Source organism: Methanolapillus africanus (genome assembly GCF_032714475.1).
Lineage (GTDB): Archaea > Halobacteriota > Methanosarcinia > Methanosarcinales > Methanosarcinaceae > Methanolapillus > Methanolapillus africanus.
Window position 1 is genome coordinate 1 of record NZ_JAWDKD010000026.1, and the last position, 19771, is coordinate 19771.

General features: G+C 45.3%; 15 protein-coding genes and 2 tRNA genes. 5 read left to right on the top strand and 12 right to left on the bottom strand.

Annotation, left to right across the window (positions count from 1 at the left end; translation table 11 throughout):
- The 3 genes from MsAg5_RS08675 to MsAg5_RS08685 all read left to right on the top strand — a co-directional run.
- Positions 1-467, top strand: a 467-nt coding sequence (locus tag MsAg5_RS08675; RefSeq protein WP_338100238.1) for a hypothetical protein, incomplete at its 5' end; no start/stop codon positions are given.
- A 540-nt stretch (positions 468-1007) separates the two neighbouring features.
- On the top strand, positions 1008-2786 hold the full coding sequence (locus MsAg5_RS08680; protein ID WP_338100239.1) for an immunoglobulin domain-containing protein: 1779 nt from the start codon (positions 1008-1010) through the stop codon (positions 2784-2786).
- Positions 2787-3196: 410 nt separating this feature from the next.
- Positions 3197-5530: a hypothetical protein gene (locus MsAg5_RS08685; RefSeq protein WP_338100240.1), complete on the top strand. Its 2334-nt coding sequence runs from the start codon at positions 3197-3199 to the stop codon at positions 5528-5530.
- A 75-nt stretch (positions 5531-5605) separates the two neighbouring features.
- On the opposite strand, the gene MsAg5_RS08690 is transcribed toward MsAg5_RS08685, so the two are convergent.
- The 4 genes from MsAg5_RS08690 to MsAg5_RS08705 all read right to left on the bottom strand — a co-directional run bounded on the left by MsAg5_RS08690 (position 5606) and on the right by MsAg5_RS08705 (position 10168).
- On the bottom strand, positions 5606-6598 hold the full coding sequence (locus tag MsAg5_RS08690) for a Pycsar system effector family protein (protein ID WP_338100241.1): 993 nt from the start codon (positions 6596-6598) through the stop codon (positions 5606-5608).
- Between the two features lie 444 nt (positions 6599-7042).
- Positions 7043-7288: a hypothetical protein gene (locus tag MsAg5_RS08695; protein WP_338100242.1), complete on the bottom strand. Its 246-nt coding sequence runs from the start codon at positions 7286-7288 to the stop codon at positions 7043-7045.
- A gap of 44 nt (positions 7289-7332) precedes the next feature.
- On the bottom strand, positions 7333-9915 hold the full coding sequence (locus MsAg5_RS08700) for a heavy metal translocating P-type ATPase (protein ID WP_420847008.1): 2583 nt from the start codon (positions 9913-9915) through the stop codon (positions 7333-7335).
- Between the two features lie 49 nt (positions 9916-9964).
- Positions 9965-10168: a heavy-metal-associated domain-containing protein gene (locus MsAg5_RS08705; RefSeq protein WP_338100243.1), complete on the bottom strand. Its 204-nt coding sequence runs from the start codon at positions 10166-10168 to the stop codon at positions 9965-9967.
- A gap of 168 nt (positions 10169-10336) precedes the next feature.
- Here MsAg5_RS08705 and MsAg5_RS08710 point away from each other — a divergent pair, with 168 nt between their 5' ends.
- Positions 10337-11104 (top strand): SDR family oxidoreductase, encoded by a 768-nt coding sequence (locus tag MsAg5_RS08710; RefSeq protein ID WP_338100244.1) that lies wholly within the window; start codon positions 10337-10339, stop codon positions 11102-11104.
- 75 nt (positions 11105-11179) lie between these two features.
- On the opposite strand, the gene cas6 is transcribed toward MsAg5_RS08710, so the two are convergent.
- The 8 genes from cas6 to MsAg5_RS08750 all read right to left on the bottom strand — a co-directional run bounded on the left by cas6 (position 11180) and on the right by MsAg5_RS08750 (position 18159).
- The gene (gene cas6, locus MsAg5_RS08715; protein WP_338100245.1) at positions 11180-11893 is read right to left on the bottom strand and encodes a CRISPR-associated endoribonuclease Cas6; all 714 of its coding nucleotides are present in this window, start codon (positions 11891-11893) and stop codon (positions 11180-11182) included.
- A gap of 175 nt (positions 11894-12068) precedes the next feature.
- Positions 12069-12140 (bottom strand) — tRNA-Cys (locus MsAg5_RS08720).
- Positions 12141-12792: 652 nt separating this feature from the next.
- A complete protein-coding gene (mtaA, locus tag MsAg5_RS08725) occupies positions 12793-13818 on the bottom strand; it encodes a methylcobamide:CoM methyltransferase MtaA (protein ID WP_338100246.1) in 1026 nt (341 codons plus the stop codon).
- 147 nt (positions 13819-13965) lie between these two features.
- Positions 13966-14640 (bottom strand): nitrite/sulfite reductase domain-containing protein, encoded by a 675-nt coding sequence (locus tag MsAg5_RS08730; protein WP_338100247.1) that lies wholly within the window; start codon positions 14638-14640, stop codon positions 13966-13968.
- A 156-nt stretch (positions 14641-14796) separates the two neighbouring features.
- Complete coding sequence (locus tag MsAg5_RS08735) at positions 14797-15849, bottom strand: methyltransferase domain-containing protein (protein ID WP_338100248.1); 1053 nt, start codon at positions 15847-15849, stop codon at positions 14797-14799.
- A 99-nt stretch (positions 15850-15948) separates the two neighbouring features.
- Positions 15949-16989 carry an archaeosine biosynthesis radical SAM protein RaSEA gene (locus tag MsAg5_RS08740; protein ID WP_338100249.1) on the bottom strand — a complete coding sequence of 347 codons (1041 nt, stop codon included), beginning with the start codon at positions 16987-16989 and terminating at the stop codon, positions 15949-15951.
- Between the two features lie 178 nt (positions 16990-17167).
- Entirely contained in the window at positions 17168-17713 is a 546-nt protein-coding gene (locus MsAg5_RS08745) for a UPF0058 family protein (RefSeq protein WP_338100250.1), read from the bottom strand.
- A gap of 371 nt (positions 17714-18084) precedes the next feature.
- Positions 18085-18159: transfer RNA gene (locus MsAg5_RS08750), tRNA-Pro, on the bottom strand.
- A 412-nt stretch (positions 18160-18571) separates the two neighbouring features.
- On the opposite strand from MsAg5_RS08750, the gene guaA reads away from it, so the two are divergent.
- Complete coding sequence (gene guaA / locus MsAg5_RS08755; RefSeq protein ID WP_338100251.1) at positions 18572-19486, top strand: glutamine-hydrolyzing GMP synthase; 915 nt, start codon at positions 18572-18574, stop codon at positions 19484-19486.
- Positions 19487-19771 lie beyond the last annotated feature (285 nt).

Here is a 19771-nt window from a genome sequence, read left to right on the forward strand (position 1 = left end):
CAGGAGCAACAGAGTCGTACCAATGGTACAATGAAACAGGAGCTATTGACGATGCAACGGAAGAAACATACACACCGGACACATCCGCAATCGGAACAGAAACTTACTATGTCATCATGACTGTGACGTTGGACGGAACCATAGGAACGGCAACATCTGACCCGGCAACAGTGATTGTGAAGGACAACACCGAGCCGATCGATGAGCCGGACGACAACACAGGAGGCGGCAGCCCAAGCAACGGAACCGGCCAAGCGAAAGTGATTGACAATTTCGGAAGCGTCGAAACCGGTGGATTTACCGTTGAAAACAAAATCGTGCTGCTGGACGATTCCGGAGAAGGATTCGAACTCGAAAGCAATATGGAAAAGGAAAAGACAACGTTTCCGTGGCTTTTGCTTTTGATCCTCTTGCTGCTGGTTGTCGTGGCAGTGGCCGGATACGCCGTTTGGAAAAAAAATCAATAAAAAGATGAAAAACAATAACGAAAACGATGAATCAAAACGAAAGAAGTGAATGAAATGATTTGCCGGTGACAGTATTTTTCACCGGTTTTTTATTTTTATTTCTATTTTTATTTGATCCGTCATTTGGCTTGCTATTTTTTCAAATTTCATTTTATAAAAACGTATATAAATAACATTTTTTAATTTTATACAAATAACCGCTCTCGTTTTTAAGGAATATATAGTATATATTTAATATATATCAAGAAGGAATATAAATTCTGATTTTGTATTACGTTTTGGGTTTAGTTATTAATTGAAATTTATTCCTAAAACGGGGTCACCACATTTTCGAATGAGGTGAGCATTATTAAATTAAAAACGATTCAAAAACAAAAAACAGTATTTCAAAAGACAGACAAACGACAAAAAACGGCATTATGGAGTAAACAACAAAAACCAATAAACTTACAGCGAACGATTTTAGTTTTATTTTCCGTATTACTTTTTATTCTGACAGCCGTACCGGCTCATGCCGCCGCGTCATCCATTCAGCAAGATTTGAAAGACAGTTACCACACCAAGGCCGGCGAAAAAACAGCGCTCATTTTTCAGGGACGGCCGGACGGCGCGTGGGGTCCGAGAACCGGTTATTTGTGGGAATATAAATTGCCGGGAACAGATGAGTGGATTCCGTTATCTCAAGAACGGTTGGAAGTTTTACACCCGTCAACGAACGTTCAAATTGACGGCACGGACGCAAGAATTGACATTGATAATCCGTGGTATGACGACCAGCGCGTCACGACGCTGGTCATTGAAAAGACGCCGGCCGAGCTGGACGGAACTCAATTCAGAGTCACTATCGGCAGATATGACCAAAAACAATCGGTTGTTGCCACCCTTAATGTGGGCGGCGGCATCAAGATCGACGCCAAAGCCGTTGACGGCATGGCTTTTGAAGGACAAAAAGCCGAATTGTCGGTTGACACAAAGGCGCCCAGCGTCACATACCAATGGTTCAAAGGGGAGCCGGCAGCGGAAAATAAAATTGAGGGCGCCGCCGGAAAAATCCTGACGTTTGAAAACGCTGCGCAAGACGACGCCGGAACATACGCCGTTGTCGTCTCCGGCGGCGGTAAAACTGAAACCGTCACCGCCAACCTGACCGTTTTTGAACAGCCGTCCGTTTCCCCAAAAAACGCAGCTGTCGGATCTGAGATCAAATTCAGCGTCAACGCAAGCAGCGACTATACCTGCCAATGGTACAAAGGAAAACCGGGTGTCGGAACGCCTGTCGGTGAAGGGGGGAATATTTTCACCATCGACAGCGCCGACGCCGGTTCGGACGGAGAATATTATGTGAGCGTCACGAAGACCGGCGACGCCGACAACCCCGTCATCACGTCAAACGCTATCGAATTAAACATCGCCTCATTGACCGCGCAGCCGAAAGACACATACGCTTTTGCCGGTCAGGCCGCTTCATTTGACGTGACGGCGCCGGATGGTGCGGATTTGACGGAATACCAATGGTATAAAGGAACGCCGGAATCCAAAACGGTCATTGAAAACGCCGTTTCCGCCAAGCTTCTTTTTGATTCGGAATCCAATCCGGTCGAAAAAAGTGATGAGGGAACGTACTTTGTGACCGTTTCCCAAACCTTCGGAACGGGAGAAAACGCTGAAACCGTCGTCATGACATCCAAACTGGCGAAGTTGATCGTTTTTGAATTGACATGTTCCAATAACACCATTTCCGCCGGAGAAGATGTGACATTGACCGTCACCGGCGGCGAACAGCAGACCGAACGAACCCTCTTTCGAGCATACGCGTGGTATAAAAACGATGGCAACGGCTGGGAACAAATCGACGGCGCTTCAAAGCGGACCTACGAAAGACACGGCGTTTCCGGTGCTGAAAACGGCACGCAGTTTTTTGTCCGAATGATGGTGGACGGCTTCATTTTGGACTCCGGTGTGCTGACGCTGACTGTTTATCCGGAAGAGGACGACAGCAGCACGGAGGACAACACGACAGAAAATAACAGTACCGACAGCGACGGCAACAGTGGCGTCAACCGCGGCAGCAGCAGCGGTCACGGAGAAGTAAAAATCTTGCCGCAAAATCAAACCACCAACCCTGAACCAAAAACCATTACCACAGATGCTGCCAACGAGACCGTCCCCGTAAAACAGTCAAATGTTGCCGGTCTTGAAACAACAACGCCGGAAAAAACATATCTTTGGGCCGGTGCCGCTGCGGCATTTGCGATTGTTTGTCTGTTCCTTTTGCTGGTATTCGGAAGAAAAAAGAGAAAAGAAGAGGATGAAAAATAAATTTTATTTTTTTATTTTATTCTTTTTTTCTTTTCATTTCTTTACGTTTTATTTTTCTAATTTCTTTTTTTATATTTTCTAATTTTTCATTTTTATCTTTAATTCTCCATAAAATAATTATACAAATCATATTTTATTTAAATTATAATAAAAAAATAACAATTTATGAGATATATGTTTGTAGTTTAATATATATCAAAAAATTATAAATAGAATTTTTCTTTATAAAAAATAAAAAAATTATATTACTAATACAATATTATAATAAAGTTAGACCGTTTCCTTGAACATGAAATTTTTATTCGAAAAAGAGGGGATTGCTAACGATAAAAACAAAGGTGATTAAAATAAATAAAATCAAAATAGAAAATAAAACGACAAAAAGAAATTTTCAAAAAACATTTGTCATTTTGTTTTTAGCGTTACTTTTTTTACTGTCGGGAATTTCGACCGCCTCGGCTGCTTCTACCATCAAAATAGACTTGGAAGAGGAATATTATACCAAAGCCGGAGAAAAAACTGTATTTTTGTTTGAAGGAACATTGGAACAAGGAAAATCCTGGGGTCCTAATACCGCATATTTATGGGAATATAAATTACCCGAAGCCGACGAATGGAACTGGCTGCCGACACCCAAACGACGACTGGAATCTCTCGTAAGAATCACAAGAGATATGAGCGGTACCCTGGTTCAAACTGAGATTTTCAGTACTGTCGGCAACGGCCGCGCTATAAACTTAACAATAAATAATACACCGGTCGAACTCAATGGAGCTCAATTCAGAGCGACGATCGGTTCGGATAACAAACAATCAAAAGTGGCAACCCTTTATGTTTATGAAGACGTCGAAATCAAAACGGTCCCATCCGACGTGATGATTTTTGAAGGCGAGGATGCTTCTTTTTCCGTGGAGCCGGTTTCAACAACATGCGTCACATATCAATGGTACAAGGGAACTGTAAGTGCCGGAAATATGATTGCCGGCGCCGATGAAAACACTCTGGTGCTTGACAATCTCCAAACGGACGACGCCGGGACATACGTCGTTGTGGTGTCCGGCTACAAAAATGAAAGTTCTGAAACAGTGTCCGCCAATTTGACCGTTTTTGAGCAGCCGGTGGTTTCGCCGAAAAATGCTGCTATCGGTTCAGAGGCCGTTTTCTCGGTTGACGGCGGAGACGCCTATACTTATCAATGGCACAGGGGAACGCCGGGTTCAGGAACAGCCGTTGGCGACGGCACCCGTGTTTATACGATTGAAGAAACACAAACAGATTCCGCCGGAGAATATTATGTCACAATCACCGCCGGCAGCACAACAATTACATCTGATTCAGTGGAATTGAATGTGGTTTCTTTTTCGGCACAGCCGGAAGACGTCTTTTGTTTTGCCGGAAAAACCGCTTCTTTTGAAGTAACGGCACCGAGAGGTGCAACCCAAACCACATATCAATGGTTCAAAGGAACACCCGGCGCAGAAGCAACAATCATTGACGGCGCAACCGGCTCAAAATTGGAATGGACGGATACAGAACCGGTTTCAAAAGACGATGAGGGAACGTATTTCACCGTGGTGACGCAAACATTCGGAACGGGAGACGACGCCGAGACTGTTATTTTGACCACTGAGCCGGCCCAACTCACTGTTTTTGAACAGCCGGCCGTTTCCCCGAAAAATGCGGCTGCCGGAACAGAGATCGTGTTTTCGGTCAGCGGCGGAGATGATTATGTTTACCAATGGTATAAAGGAACACCGGGATCGGGAACGCCGGTCGGCGACAGCGGACGCGTTTATACGATTGAAGAAGCTCAAACCGAGTCCGCCGGAGACTATTATGTAACCGTCACAGATTCAAAAGACGCGACCATCACATCGGATTCGATGGATTTGAATATCGTGATCCTTTCGGCGCATCCGGAAAACACGTACGCGTTTGCCGGAAAAACCGCCGGTTTTGAAGTAACGGCAAACGGCGCCGACGAAACAACAATCCAATGGTACAAAGGAACACCCGGCGCTGAAGCAACAATTATTGACGGCGCAACCGGCTCAAAACTGGAATGGACGGAAACAGAAACGGTTTCAAAAGACGACGAGGGAACGTATTTTGCCGTTGTGACGCAAACATTCGGAACGGGAGGCGACGCCGAAACAGTTGTTTTGACATCCGGGACGGCACAACTCACCGTTTTAGAATTGGTTTGCGCCGACAACACCGTTGAAGACGGCGAAGATGTGATGTTCTCCGTCGTCGGAACGGACGGACAAACGCCGGAAGAAATCAAAACGGAGTGGACATATTCTTGGTATGAAAACGACGGAAACGGTTGGAACCTGATTGACGGCGCCGCGGGTACCGACTACAAAATTGAGGGAATTTCCACCGACAAAGACGGATTCGAATACACCGTCCGAATGGAAAACGGACAATTGAATTTGGAAGCCGGCGCCATTATGGTGACTGTGACACCAAAACCGAATGACAGCAGCAGCGGAAGCGGCGGTTACGGAGAAGCGACGGTGATTCCGGCCGAAATGAACATTCAACCAAATACGATTGCGTTCGAAGCCGTTGCCTTTACGGAAATAGAAAATGAGGTCGCTGTGATCGAAAATAAAATTGAGGAAATCAAACCGAAAATGAGTCCGACGCTTTGGATTGCCGCGGCGGGCGCGCTCTTATTGGTTTGCGCGTCGTTCCTGCTGATTTACGCCGGAAAAAAGAAGAAAAGAGAGGAATAAAAGAATTTTATTCTTTCTCTTTTTTTGTTTATTCGTTTTTAATTTTGTTTTGAGCTTTTTTTAATCGTTTTGCTTTTAATTTTCATCGTCTTCATCGCCCGACACGTGCGACGGCACAAGCGGCGGTTCGGTTTTGACAATTTCATGTTCCGGTTCAGGTTCAGCGTCCGTGGTCACGTCATCGTACGTATCTTCCGAAGCGTAATCGTAATCTTTCGGATCCGGCGGCCATGGCATTTGCGCGTTGGCGGACTCGGATGAAGAAGATTGCGGAGCCGTTAACGGAATGCCGGGAAGAACGTCCGCCGGCGTTTTATCCAAATCAGCCGCCGCTGTCTGAGACAATGAATTTTTATTTTTGGAGACGCCGGCGGTGAAAAATTTGTTCCGGGATTGTTCCAGCTCGTAAGTGGATTGCGTCCGCTTCTTGGAAATCGGGCCTTGAACTTTTTTCTTGGATTTGCCGGTGAGTTCCTTGATGTCTTCGATAAATTTGATTTTGCCGTATTGGACTTTTGTTTTGCCGTCTTCGTTCGTCAGATGAACGCGGGAGCTCAGGAAGAAATAAATGATGCCGACCACCGGCGTCAAAATGGCGAAAATGGAAAAGACGATCGCGTAATAGGAAATCGAATATTTCCGGTAAGCTGACCGGGAGTTGATGATGATTTGAGCGGCCACGTCAAAATCCAAATTGCCGGGCGTCGCTTCCGAATCGAAATAGCGGCGGTTGACGGCGGTCAGGTAAGTTTCGACGTCGTATTTGGAAATATGCTCGTAATAAATCAGGCTGTCCGTCTCTGCCGGCGTTTTTCCCTTGTACAAGAACTGAAGCTTGATGTTGGGCATGAACGAAGACAAGGAGACCGTAATCGCAAAAACGGCGAAAAGGATGAAATTCCAGAAATAAAAGGTGGCAATGTCCGGACGGTAAGGCGTTTCGTTGTAAATACGAAAACCGCCGATGACCAAAGCGCCGAGAAGCGTCACGATGATGGTGTTTTTGGCTTCAGCGTACTTTAAACGCTCCAAAACCATGTCGTACGTTTGATACAAGAAATCTCTCAAGCGGCAATTTCCCTCCTTTTTTTGGATGAGCAAATTAAGCATTGTAAGAATATATAGGTTTTTATAAAATTTATTAATCAAATAATAATTTAATAAAATGTTGCCGAAGCGGTAAAACGGCGCAAGCTTTCGATTGCAGTGGAAACAGCCAAAATATATTTAATAGATAACAACATGTATGCAATTGTATACAATCGGATTCAACCCGAGTTTGAGATCCGGCGGATACGAAAATCAAATCCAAAGAAAACACGAATAAAACAGGAAACATAAAAACAGATGTTTGCGTTAAAAAAGCGAAAAATTCCAAAATAAAAAATCCCAATAAAAAATAAAAACAATCGAAACAAAAAATAAAAATTAAAAAAATAACAATAACAGAAAATAACAATAACAGAAAAACAACAAAACCAAAACGGAAAAAAGATTATTTTTGAGCCGGCGTCAATTCTTCTTCAAGTCTTTGACGCGCGGGATTAAAATCAAAAAGATAATCAAACTCGTGAAAAAAACGAAAAAAGCCCCACCAATCATATCAATGTCCACGTAAGACCCGGGAAAGAACTTGTTTTTGAGAAAAGCAGCGGCTAAAAAAAGAAATGCTGCCGCAACGGAAAGCAAAACGCTCTCGAACAAAGTTGTTTGCCGGGTCTTCTTTTTTTGGACCCCTTGTTCTTGATTTGAAGTCATATTCTCTTCTCTCTCTTCTCTCTTTTTCCTGCTATTTTGATCAATTATTTGATTTTGGACCGTTTCATCAGCAGCGAATTGAGTGTGACGGAAACAGAACTGAGCGCCATAAAAGCCGCCGCCATTTCCGGGCTGATGAGCACCGTGTGCGTCAGCGGATACAAAATACCGGCCGCAATCGGAATGCCGATCGCGTTGTACCCGAACGCCCAGCCCAAATTTTGTTTGATTTTCCGAATCGTGAGCCGGCTGAGGCGAATCGCGGACGCGACGCCGGACGGATCGTCCCGAATGAGAATAATATCGGCGGATTCGATGGCAATGTCCGTTCCCGCACCCATCGCCATGCCGACGTCGGCCTGAATCAGCGCCGGCGCGTCGTTAATCCCGTCGCCGACCATACCGGCCGGAAGACCGGAATCTTGAATCTCTTTTATTTTTTCCGCCTTGTGCGCCGGCAAAACTTCTGAAATGACGTTTTCCTGGGAAATCCCCGCCGCATTGGCAATCGACAGCGCTGTCCGCTGATTGTCGCCGGTCAGCATGTAAACGGAGAGCCCCATTTTGGATAACTCAGCAACTGCGTCTTTGGATGTTTCTTTCAGCGTGTCGGCGATGGAGAACAGCGCCACCGGAATCGAATCGGCCGCCATTAAAACGACGGTTTTGCCGCCGCTTTCGAGCTGTTGAATTTGGAATTCGACTGCCGGGTCTTCGTGTGCGGAAACGCCGTTTTCCGTCAGGTAACGGCGGGTGCCGATCAAAACGACACGGCCGTCGATCTCCGATTTCACGCCTTTTCCGGAAGCCGCTTCAAACGAAGAAACCTCTTTGGGAAAAATGTTTTCCGCCGCAGCGCCTTTGACAATGGCTTGGCCGAGCGGATGTTCGGAATTATTTTCGGTGGTTGCCGCCATTTGGAGCGCGTCGCTTCTTGAAATTGAATTGAGCAGAACAACGTCGATCAGTTTCGGTTTTCCTTGCGTGAGCGTGCCGGTTTTGTCAAAAACAACGGCTTTGAGCGACTGTGCTTTTTCCAGGCCGTCGCCGCCGCGAATCAAAATGCCGTTTTCAGCGCCCATGCCGGTGCCGACCATGATGGCGGCCGGCGTCGCCAAACCAACGGCGCACGGACAGGAAATGACCAGAACGGTAATCGCAATGAGGAGTGAAAACATGAACGGACTGATGCCGAAAAAGGCAGCGGAATTGCCCACGTCGAAATAACCGTAACCGATAAAGAACCAAAACAAGAAGGCGGCGAGCGCAATAATGAAAACGGCGACGATGAAATTGCCGGCCACCGTGTCCGCCAGCTTTTGAATCGGCGGTTTGTTGGTTTGCGCGTCTTCGACGAGCCGGATGATTTGAGACAAAACCGTGTCTTCGCCGACTTTTTCCGCTTTGAATTGGAACGAGCCGGACAGGTTAAGCGTCGCGCCGACGACGGCGCTGCCGACAGTTTTTTCAACCAGCAGGCTTTCGCCGGTCAGCATGGACTCGTCGACCGTGGAGCTGCCGGATAAAACGGTGCCGTCCGCCGGTATTTTTTCACCGGGACGGACGATGACAACGTCGCCGGTCACAATTTCTTCCGCCGGAATTTCAACTTCAACGCCGTTTCGAAGAACGTGCGACGTTTTCGGCTGAAGCCCCATCAATTTTTGAATCGCCTGCGACGTTTGGCCGCGGGTCCGCGCTTCCAAATACTTGCCAAACGTCACAAAAATCACCAGCATCGCCACGGTTTCGTAGTACAGGTGTTCGAATCCGGGACCCAGATCCCAAAAGGTGGAAACGACGCTCACCGCATACGCGCAGCCGGTGCCGGCCGCAATCAAAAGATTCATGTCGGCGAGACCGTTTTTAAGTCCTTTGAACGCGCCCGTGAAATATTGACGGGCGGGACCGATAATGATAAGAGTTGTCAGCAAAAAGAGCAAATATTTGTTCTGCAAAAATTCGGGAACGAACGGCAGCCAGCTGACCATCATGCTCATGTTGCCCAAAATGACGGGAAGACCGATCACAAAAGCCGCAATGAAGTTGTTGCGCTGGCGGACGGCGTCCTTTTGAAGTTCGGCCGATACGTCTTCGGATTTTTGAATCGCCGCCGACGCTTCGTAGCCGATCTTTTCAATTTCGGCAATGATATCGTTTGGCGTGGCCGTTTTGGGATCATACCAAACGGTTCCTTTTTTGAGCGCGAGGTTGACCACAGCCGAATGAACGCCTTCTTTTTTCATCAGCGTTTTTTCGATATTCAAAACGCAAGCCGCACAGCTCATGCCTTCGATTTTCAAAACCAATTTTTCATCACCGGGCTGAGCTTTTCCGGGCTTTTGAGGTTCGGCGCCGGAATCCAACGGACACTGTTTTTCCGAAACATCTGTAACAATCGGACAGGTTTCCGGAACTATTGCCGCCTCAGCGTCGAGCGGAAACGGGTCATAATCTTCCGCGCGAATCGCGTCAAAAACCGCGGACAGGCTGATTTTGGAATCGTCAAAAGTGATCGTGACCGTTCCGATTTGCTGTTCGGCGTCGAGCTGAATTTGAACGGAAGAAACGCCGTCTAAGCTTGAAACGGCTTTATTGACGGCGCGGACGCAATGGTCGCAGGTCATGCCGCCGACACGAATGGTTTCCGTTCGGATAAAAATTCCTCCGCTTCAATTAAGCGTCGTAGCCGGCATTTTTGACGGCGGCTTTGATGTTGTCCAAATTGGTCTTGGATTCGTCAAATTCAACCGCAGCTTCGCCTTTTGACACATCGACGTCGGCTTTTGTGACGCCGCCGGATTCCATAATCGCTTTTTGAACGCGTTTCTGGCAGTGACCACAGGTCATTCCGCCGACTTTGAAGGTTGCTTTTTGCATGAATATGTCTCCGATATTTGATTTGAATATTCAGTATAACAAAAATTATTCATATCAACGAACATGTTTAATAAATAATTATCTCACAGTCTTTGACATTAAATTTATAAACAGATAAATATAATTGTTGAACAGCGGGTTTTGGAATCCGTTTAAAGAGGTGAAAAAATGAAACTGAATGGAAAGGTGGCGATTGTCACAGGGGCCAGTTCCGGCATGGGACACGCGATTTCACTTTTATTTGCGCAAGAAGGCGCCACTGTGATTGCCGTCGCCCGGCGTTTGGAGCGCCTGGAAGAACTTAAAACAAAAGTGGAAGCCGACAAATTCGCGGGGAAAATTATTCCGCTCAAAGGCGACGTTTCAAGCCGGCACGACATTGAACATATGATCGACTTTGCCGAATCCGAATGCAAGAAGCTGGATATTCTGGTCAACAACGCCGGCGTCATGGATAATTTCGAGATGGCGGAAGACGTCACCGACGAAATTTGGGAAAACGTCATCAACATCAATTTGACCGCCCCCATGGCAGCCATTCGAAAAGCCATCCCGCTCATGAAGAAAAATGAGTCCGGCGGCGTGATCTTAAACATCGCTTCCGTCGGCGGCCTTTTCGGCGGCAAAGCCGGCGCCGCTTATACGGTTTCCAAACACGGCGTGATCGGTCTGACCAAAAATGTCGGTTACACCTACAGCGATGAAAAAATCAGATGCAACGCCATCTGTCCGGGCGCCATTGCGACCGAAATCGGCAGCCACATTCACGCCAACCCGCGCGGACAAGCCAAAGTCGCGGACGGTATGAAAACAATGCATGGCGGCGCCGGAACAGCCGAAGATATTGCGAACGCGGCTTTGTTTTTGGTCAGCGACGATTCCAAATTCGTGACCGGCACGACGCTTGTTGTGGACGGCGGTTGGACGTCTTGTTGATATTATTGATATTGTTGAATAAAAAAAGAGGACGGAAGCGGTCATGATCATGACCGATTCCGTTTATTTTTAAGATTATTTCTTCTCTGTAACCATGCCGAATCCCATCGAGTTTTTTTCGCCGAAGCCGCATTCATACCCGAATCGAATTAAATCATAATCACCGGTGACAGAAAAGATCAGATTTGAACACCGGACAAATGTATCTTTAATTTTCATTCTTTTGGGTTCTGCAGATAAAACCTCAAACTCGAAATTCATGCCGCATGTTTTACCATAATACGTTTCATATTTTTTCTTGAGCTGGCTGCGCATATTTTCATAAAATTTAGAATGGTTGGGCAGCAGATCCCGGCCTTTTAATTGACCGTCGACTTCCTCAACCGTCCGAAGGCAAACCGGAGAAATTGTTTTTAAAATTGAAAACGATGTGGGTTCCTCTTCAATTTTGATTTCCATCGGATAAGCATCAAAATGACCGATTTTCAAGACAGGTTGTTGAAAAAGGCCTTCCAAAAAAACCGTTAAAAACTCAGTATTCGGAGATGATAACTGCAGATAGATGGAACCGTCTTGACTTTTGATCCCTTGATTTGGAATTATGGTTCTTTTTGGAATGTCTAGCCATGAAAAGGTGAAAAATTTGTATTTTTGATAGGCATGCATTTCTTCAGCATATTTGGAATCTCCGGCGTTTAAAGAGTTATAGATCATTGACGCCAAATGATATTGATAGTCAAAAGGAATCACCGTATTTGTATCAATTTCGAGTTTTAGAACAGACCGCATGCTTATCGTTATGAGAACGTATGAAACAAATAAATAGTTTTAGATTTTACGTTTCATGTTCTGACTCCGATTGTTCACTAAAATCAGAACTGAGAGAGATTGAAATGTCTGCCGGTCGACGTCATATACGGCGTTGCCAAGTTAAAATCAGAACTGAAAGTTCTGATTTTAATTAAGCCAACGTCCGGATTCGAACCGAAATATATTCGCTCTGCAGGCGAACGCATAGCCGCTCTGCCACGTTGGCGTTTGATTTTATTTGTTTCAGAAAAGAGTAACTCTACTGGGTTTAATTTTATTTAAAAGGAACGGTTTCGTTTTTGTTTTTTGGCGGGCAGCGTGCGCGCGCGTTATCGCGACACTTTTTTGTTTCGAGTCATCGAAACAGACGGGCTGCTTTTTTTAAACCGTGCAAACATCCCGAAAAATCAAACGCAAAGCGTTTGATTTTCTCGGAATCCGATGAATAAGATTGGGTACAGCAGCAGTAGGCGCAGAACCGGAACAGGAAACAAGTGTATTGTTAGAAAACAGTGGGTGCAAACTGCAACCTAAAAACAGTCAACTGTAGGTGCAATCTGTACTGTAAATTGGAATGTATCTCACAGATCGGATTCCGCAAAATACAGACGCAAAGCGTCTGATTTTGCGGGGTGGTTTGTACGATATTCAGAATAAACAAAACCAAACTTTTAGCGACCGGAGGGAGCCGTTCGCGTAGCGAACTCAATAGAAACGGGCTCCCCCGCCCTTGAAAAATTCCTAGCGAAGCGACGGAATTTTTGCGTCAGAATTTGCGGGATGGTTTGCTTGACATAACGAAAAATGAGAAAAAGGAAACGAAAGAGATAAAATAAAAACGAAAAATTATAAAAAAAAGAAGAAGGAAAGAACGATTTTTATTTCAAATAATATTCGTCTCTCGCTTCCACAAACGCTTTTATATTGCCAAGCGGCGTTCTCGGCGCAATGCCGCAGCCCGGTGACAATATTCTTGTTCCGTCTTCCAAACATTGCTTTGTTTCTCGTTTGACGTCTTCGGGCGTTCCCAAAAGAATTGTCCGCGCCGGCGAAACGTTGCCGATCAGACAAACTTTGTCGCCGATCAGCTTTGCAGCATAAGCCATATTTGTTTTTTCTTCGATGCTGATTCCTTGAAAACCGGACTGCGCCATCGGTTCCAAAATGGCGGTGGCGTCGCCGCACATGTGCAGAAGCGTCAATCCGCGGATTTTTTTGGTCAAATCTTTGTAAATGGGAAGAACCATCGATTCGAACAGCGGCGGCGGGAACAAATCCGGACCGGCTTCGGAATCCACAATCAAAACGCCGTCAACGCCGGCGCCGTACAGCATATTTGTGTATTCAACGCAGACATCCGCACACAAAACCATCAGTTCGGTCAATGTGTCCGGCTCCTGAATGCACCACCGCAAGTAGTTGTTGACGCCGCAAACGCACGCCGCCAAAGCGGCGGGACCGACCGTGCCGGCAATGAGCGGAATGTCGGTTTTGTCGCCGAGCTTCTTTTGAATTTGGGCGGTGGCGTCCAAAATAACGGAAACGCCTCTGCCTTTTGACAAATCCGGCACGGAAATTTTGGCAACGTCTTCCGGCTTTTTGACCGGAAAATCCAACTGGTGCGGCTGGGAATCTAACGTTCCTTCCGACATCGTACATCCGAGCGCTTCCGGCAATTCCAGCAAACTGAACGGATAGCGCACCGCTTCAAGACCGGTGAACGTGTGTCCGGCAATGGCCAAGTCCGCCATCGTTTCCGGATGATAGTGCGCTTTGGGCCAAAATGCGCCGGACAAATTCATTAAGTCAACTGTCCCCGTTTGAGTAATGCTCAGCGCCGGAACTTTGTCGACAGATTCCATTTTTACGGAACGGATAAAACGCTCCTTCATTGTCAAATCCATAACAACACACTCGATTTAGGTTGTAAAGTTAAAAAATAATTGAAAAAATAACAAGATCGGAAAATTAAATGAATTAAATAAAAATTAAATAAATGAAAAATAAAAAAATTGAATAAAAATTGAATAAAAAATAAAAAGAGAATCGGCTTAAAGTCCGATTTCCTTTTTGAATTCTTCCAATCCGGTTTCTTCGATGACTTTTCCGAGACGTTTTTTGGAATTTTTCTCTTTCAAATAGTTGATGATTTTTTCCGTCAGCGCCAGCGCTTCTTCTTCGGAAAGTCCTTCCGCGATCATTTCGCCGACGCGCGGGTTTGAGCTGGCGTTTCCGCCGACAAAGCAGCGGAATCCTTTGGTGTCGCCGATAAATCCGATGTCGCGCACAGCGGATTCGGAACATGAAAACAGGCAGCCGGAAACACCGATTTTCATTTTGGCCGGGAGCTGCATGCTGTGGTATTTCTCATCCAATTTGAGGCCCAGACTCATGGAATCTTGCTTGGCGCGCTTACAAAATGTGGTTCCGGGACACACGCGAACGCTGCGGACGCAGATGCCGATGGCGGATCCGGGTTTCATGCCCAAGTCCGTCCAAGCGTTGTCCAGGTCTTCCTCTTTTAAGCCGACCAAAACGATGCGCTGCGACGACGAAATTTTAATCGCAGCGGCATTGTATTTTTCGGCGACGTCGGCAATCGTCCGAAGCTTTTCCGGCGTCAGCAGGCCGGCGGGGCTGTGCGGGGCAATCGCGTACGTTTCGCCGTCACGCTGAAGAATCGCGCCTTTTTCCAAAATATCCGTCTTCTTTGCTTTTTCATCCATTTCGGTCCACCTCTTTTTGAAAAATTTATTTATCCAAACAAATTAAAAATTAAATGAAAAATAAAAGTGAAATTAATACGCAAGAAAAAATATAAAGAATAAAGAAAAATAAATCGGGACTTATATAATTCTAATCCCGACTCATCTCATCATAATTTAATCGTCGTCATAAATCAGTTCGCAAAGCACAGCGTTTTCGCCGTGCAGATACATGTGAACCTTTTTGGAACCGGACAGATCGTTTTCCAATTTATTCCGGAAATTCCAATAATCCTTCGGATCGATGTTTCCGCGAATCACCACTTTTCCGACATTGCTTTTTTCCAAAAATTCATGAATGGCGACAACGTCGTCTTCGGTTTTGATGGGCATCGTCCGAAGAACGATATAATTGTTTTTCACCATCGGATGAATTGTCAGCAAATCCGACGTCAACAGGACTCTTTTCTTGTCGATATGAATCAAACGCACCGGTCCCGTCGCTTTAATCAAATCGTCCACCAGTTCGTTGAGAAGTCCGGCCGCCACGATTGACGGGTCCGGCTCATACGCAAAAAGCATCAGTTTTTCGGTTTCAACAATCGGCGGCAATTCAACCGGCGCGTCCACCATCGCGTTTCCGGACGGCAGCGAAACAGCCACACGGGAAAACCGTTTAATTCTTCCAAAATAAAGCGTCAGGCGGTTGAGTTGTCCGTTAAGGGACAGGTATTCCATCTCGCAGTCGAAATTATCCGCCAAAATACGTTCGGGCGGCATTTGCGGCGGCGCTTCAAACGCAAAATTTTGACATTTTTCCGCGTAAGCGTCCATGACGTCCGGAATTCCCGGACGCAGGCTTGCGACTTTTCGAGTTTCCTCTTCCGGCGGGCGGGCGGGATCCGAAAAAATGATGTCGACCGGCGGGATTTGTGCGATCACGGCCGAGTCGAGCGCGTTTCCGCAAATGAACGTCACATTGGTGAGGCCGTGCTTCTCACAATTCTGCCGGGCAAATTCGATTTTCACCGGATCGATTTCAACAGCGTACACATGCTTGCACTGCATGGCGAAATAAATCGTCTGTCCGCCGATGCCGCAGCTGATGTCGGCAATCGTGTTGCATTTCAACCGCGCCGCCCGATATTTGGCAACGGGTTCAGGTGTTGCAAACCGGATGCCGTCCGCGTCGGAAGACATTTTTTTTTCAAAAACTTTTTTCTGAGACATAATCAATTATCCTAAAATTGAACAAATAAAATTGAACAAATAAAAATCAAAGAAATAAAACTCAAAAATATAAACTATAGATTATAAGAATCGGAATCATTAATCCCGAATCGGCGACCCGAACGTCACATCATCCAGCAGCAACTCTTTTTCCCACAACAGTTGGCAGCCGCATCTGCATTTCTCGAGCGTCTTCAAGTCTTGCGTTCGTGAAAATTCGCGAATCATATCCGCCACGTCGTAGCTGCATTTTTTGCAGTTTCTCGGACCGCGTTTGGCGCCGGCGCCGACCGGATCCGACATCAAATACGTATCCGGATGTTTGGTTTTGGCGTCCGTTAAAATTTTCACCATGCTCCAAAGCCATGGCGGCCGATATTCTTTATTTTCCCACATTTTTTCCACGAACGTACCGTTTTGAACGTTGCACAAGTTAATGGAAATGGTTTCGGCGTACGGCGCCGCTTCGCCAATGCTTTTGAGAATGTCGTCCATCGCTTCCTTTTCCGATAAAAACGGCGGCTTGAGCATTAAATACGCTTTTGAAAAAACGCCGTTTTGACGGGCGAGCACGCACGCATTCTTAAAATCGTTAAAGGAAAAACCTTTGTTGATGGATTCGCGCCGGATTTTGTCCGATGTGGTTTCGAGCCCGTAAGCGAATTCGAGCGTTTTTCCGTTCATCGCGGACAAACAATCGTCAATCGCTTCCTGATTCACAAATTCGGGACGCGTTTCCGCCAATACGGCGACGATCCGCTCGTCTTCGGAAAGCCGGGACAAAATTTGAACGCGCAGTTTGCGGTTGATTTCTTTGGGGTCCAAAAAGCTTCCCGATGTGAAAATTTTCACCATGAATTTTTGTTTTTCGGAGGCGCGGGCAAGTGCCGTTTCAAGCTGCTTCATGATGTCGCTGTCACTCGGTTCCCCGGCCGCGCTGTCGTACACGTATCCGCACATGGTACAGCCGCCGTTCTTTCCCCAGTAGCAGCCGGATGTTTGAAAAATGACCGTGAGAACGTCCAATATTTCCCCGCGGATGTTATCGGTTCCGATCCAAAAGGCAGCCGGTTCGTCAAACGGTTTCGATTTAACCCGCTGGCGGTTCCGAATCTCTAAAGCTTCTTGATTCAATGTCATAAAATTAACCTGTTCAAAAGTAAATGTACATGTAAAAGCGTCAGATAAAAGCATTCATACAAAAGTGAAAAGATAAATAACCAAAAAGAAAGGCAAAGATATAAAACCATATCTCAAAAAACCAAAATCGAAATCGGATTTTCAATAAAGACGCCAAAACGGAGAATAAAAATGTGAATTATTCCTTCTCCGAAACGCTGTCTTCAATCTTTTCTTCAACCTTCTCTTTGACCCGGTCTTTCATTTCTTCTTTCATTTCTTCTTTCATTTGGTCTTTCATCTCTCCTCCCATTTCTCTTTTTATTTTGTTTTCTTCTTCGTTGTCGATCTCATTCATATTTGAAATGTTTTCGATTTTGCCGGTTTTGTTGGTTTTATAATCCGGCCGATCGTATTCAAAAACATATTTTTCGATTTCGTCCAGATCGATTTCATCTATGTCCATGCCGTCGATGATTTTTGAAAAGGTGTAGGCTTCATTCTGTTCTTCGGCCACAATGGACAAAGCGTTGGATAAGGCAAAAATCGCCTGCTTATGGTCTTCCTTACTTCTATGAACATGAAGCGGACTGATTTCCAATTCATAATATTCATTGAATTCCGGAACATAACCGTATCTTTCATACAGTTTCTTCAATCTTGACAAATCCGCATGGATTTGCAGCAACTCATTTTTCTGAATAAAATCACACCCATCCCAATCATTCTTCGATTGGTAAACCATCAAATCACAAACCAATAATTTCAGTAAAAATCAAAAAAAATAAACTCCCATAAAAATATTATTAAATATATCGGAATTAATAATTATATTTCTCAATATTTTATTTAAATAAAAATGTCAGACGCCGATATTAAATAAAATTGAAAATGTTCAGAAAGATCCATAAATCTGTCCATTTATGACAAATATTTTCACAAAAAGGACAAGAAATAAAAACATTTAAAATAATTTGAACAATTTTATACAATTGTATTTTGACCGGTATTTTTCAAGCGGGTCACGGCAAATTTTGGGAAAATGGAGAAAACAAAATATCACGAAAAATCATAATATTTCAAAAAGCGGTTAAAAAGCGATGCCGGAATGTAAAATGGGGCTGCTGAGATTCGAACTCAGGTCGCAAGACCCCCAGCCTTGCAGGATGGACCAAGCTACCCTACAGCCCCACATGTTTTAAAAAAGCAAGTCTAAAACCCGTTTTTATTATATAAACTTTTCATTTTCAGGATTTCAGTTAAAAACAAATTCAGCAGATAATATTCATAAAAATACATTTACAAAAACGTTCAAATAATATCATTTGTATCCGATTGTTAAGGGTCTTTAACGCCTATTCGGCGCGCGAATTTTTGATTTCGGCGCGCTTTTCGCCATTTGATTATGGCTGATTTATTCATTTGTTGTTTATTGTTGATTTGTTTACCGTATTGTTTATTGCACCGTTTGGCGTACTGTTCGTACCATTCATACCATCCAAACTATCCATCTCATTGATTCATAATACCATTGATTCATACATCCATACTGTTTATTCTATTAGACTTAATGATGTTTAAAAACCGCTCAGGAGCTTTTCAAATGGAAAACGTGACAGAATTCATTGCGACAGAAATTGAAAAAATTAAAAAACAAATTGATGGCAAAGCCATTATCGCTCTTTCCGGCGGTGTTGACAGTTCCGTTTGCGCCGAACTGGCTTACCGGGCGATCGGCGACCGCTTATATCCGATTTTTATTGACACCGGTTTCATGAGAAAAAACGAGCCGGAACAAGTTAAAGCCGCGTTCTCTCACATGAATTTGCAAGTGATCGACGCAAGCGACCGTTTCTTTGCGGCCGTTAAAGGAATCGACGATCCCGAAGTCAAAAGAAAAGCTATCGGTGAAACTTTTATTAAAGTCTTTGAGGAAGAAGCCAAAAAAATCAAAGCCGATTACCTGATTCAGGGAACGATTTATCCGGACGTTTTGGAATCCGAAAAAGGCATCAAAGCGCACCACAACGTCGGCGGCATGCCGGAAAAAATGGAATTTAAAGGCGTCGTCGAGCCGCTCTACTATCTTTACAAAGACGATGTCCGTGAAGTTGGCCGCGAACTCGGCCTCAGTGTCGCGCTCTCCGAAAGAATGCCGTTCCCCGGCCCCGGTCTTTCCGTTCGCGCCGTCGGCGAAGCCACCCGTGAAAAAGTGGCGGCCGTTCGTGAGGCAAACGCAATCGTCGAAGAAGAACTCATGGAAAAATTCAAGCCCTGGCAAGCGTTTGCCGCCGTCATCGGCAAAGGCACCGGCATCAAAAACGGTGAAAGAATCCACGGTTGGATCGTCGCCGTCCGCGCGGTCGATTCCGACAACGCGATGACCGCAGAACCCCTGAACCTGCCGTTTGAAACGCTGATTAAAATTCAACAGCGGATTACATCGGAAATTCCGGATGTTTGCCGTGTTGTTTACGACATCACATCAAAACCGCCGGGAACCATTGAATTTGAATAAACAATCCAAATTCAATTTTCTTTTTTTGGGCGCGGCCACCGCGCGCGTTATGGCGACACTTTTTTGTTTCGAGTTTTCAAAAACGGCATGTTTGATTTTTTCAACATCAAGCAAACCGTCCCGCAAAATCGGACGCTTTGCGTCTGTATTTTGCGGATTTCGATCAGTCAGATGCATTGATTTGTAGGTACAGATTGCACCTACAGTTTACTATTTTTAAATTCTAATTTGCACCTGCAGTTAACTGTTTTTAGATTTCAGATTGCATCTGCTGTTTCCAACAAG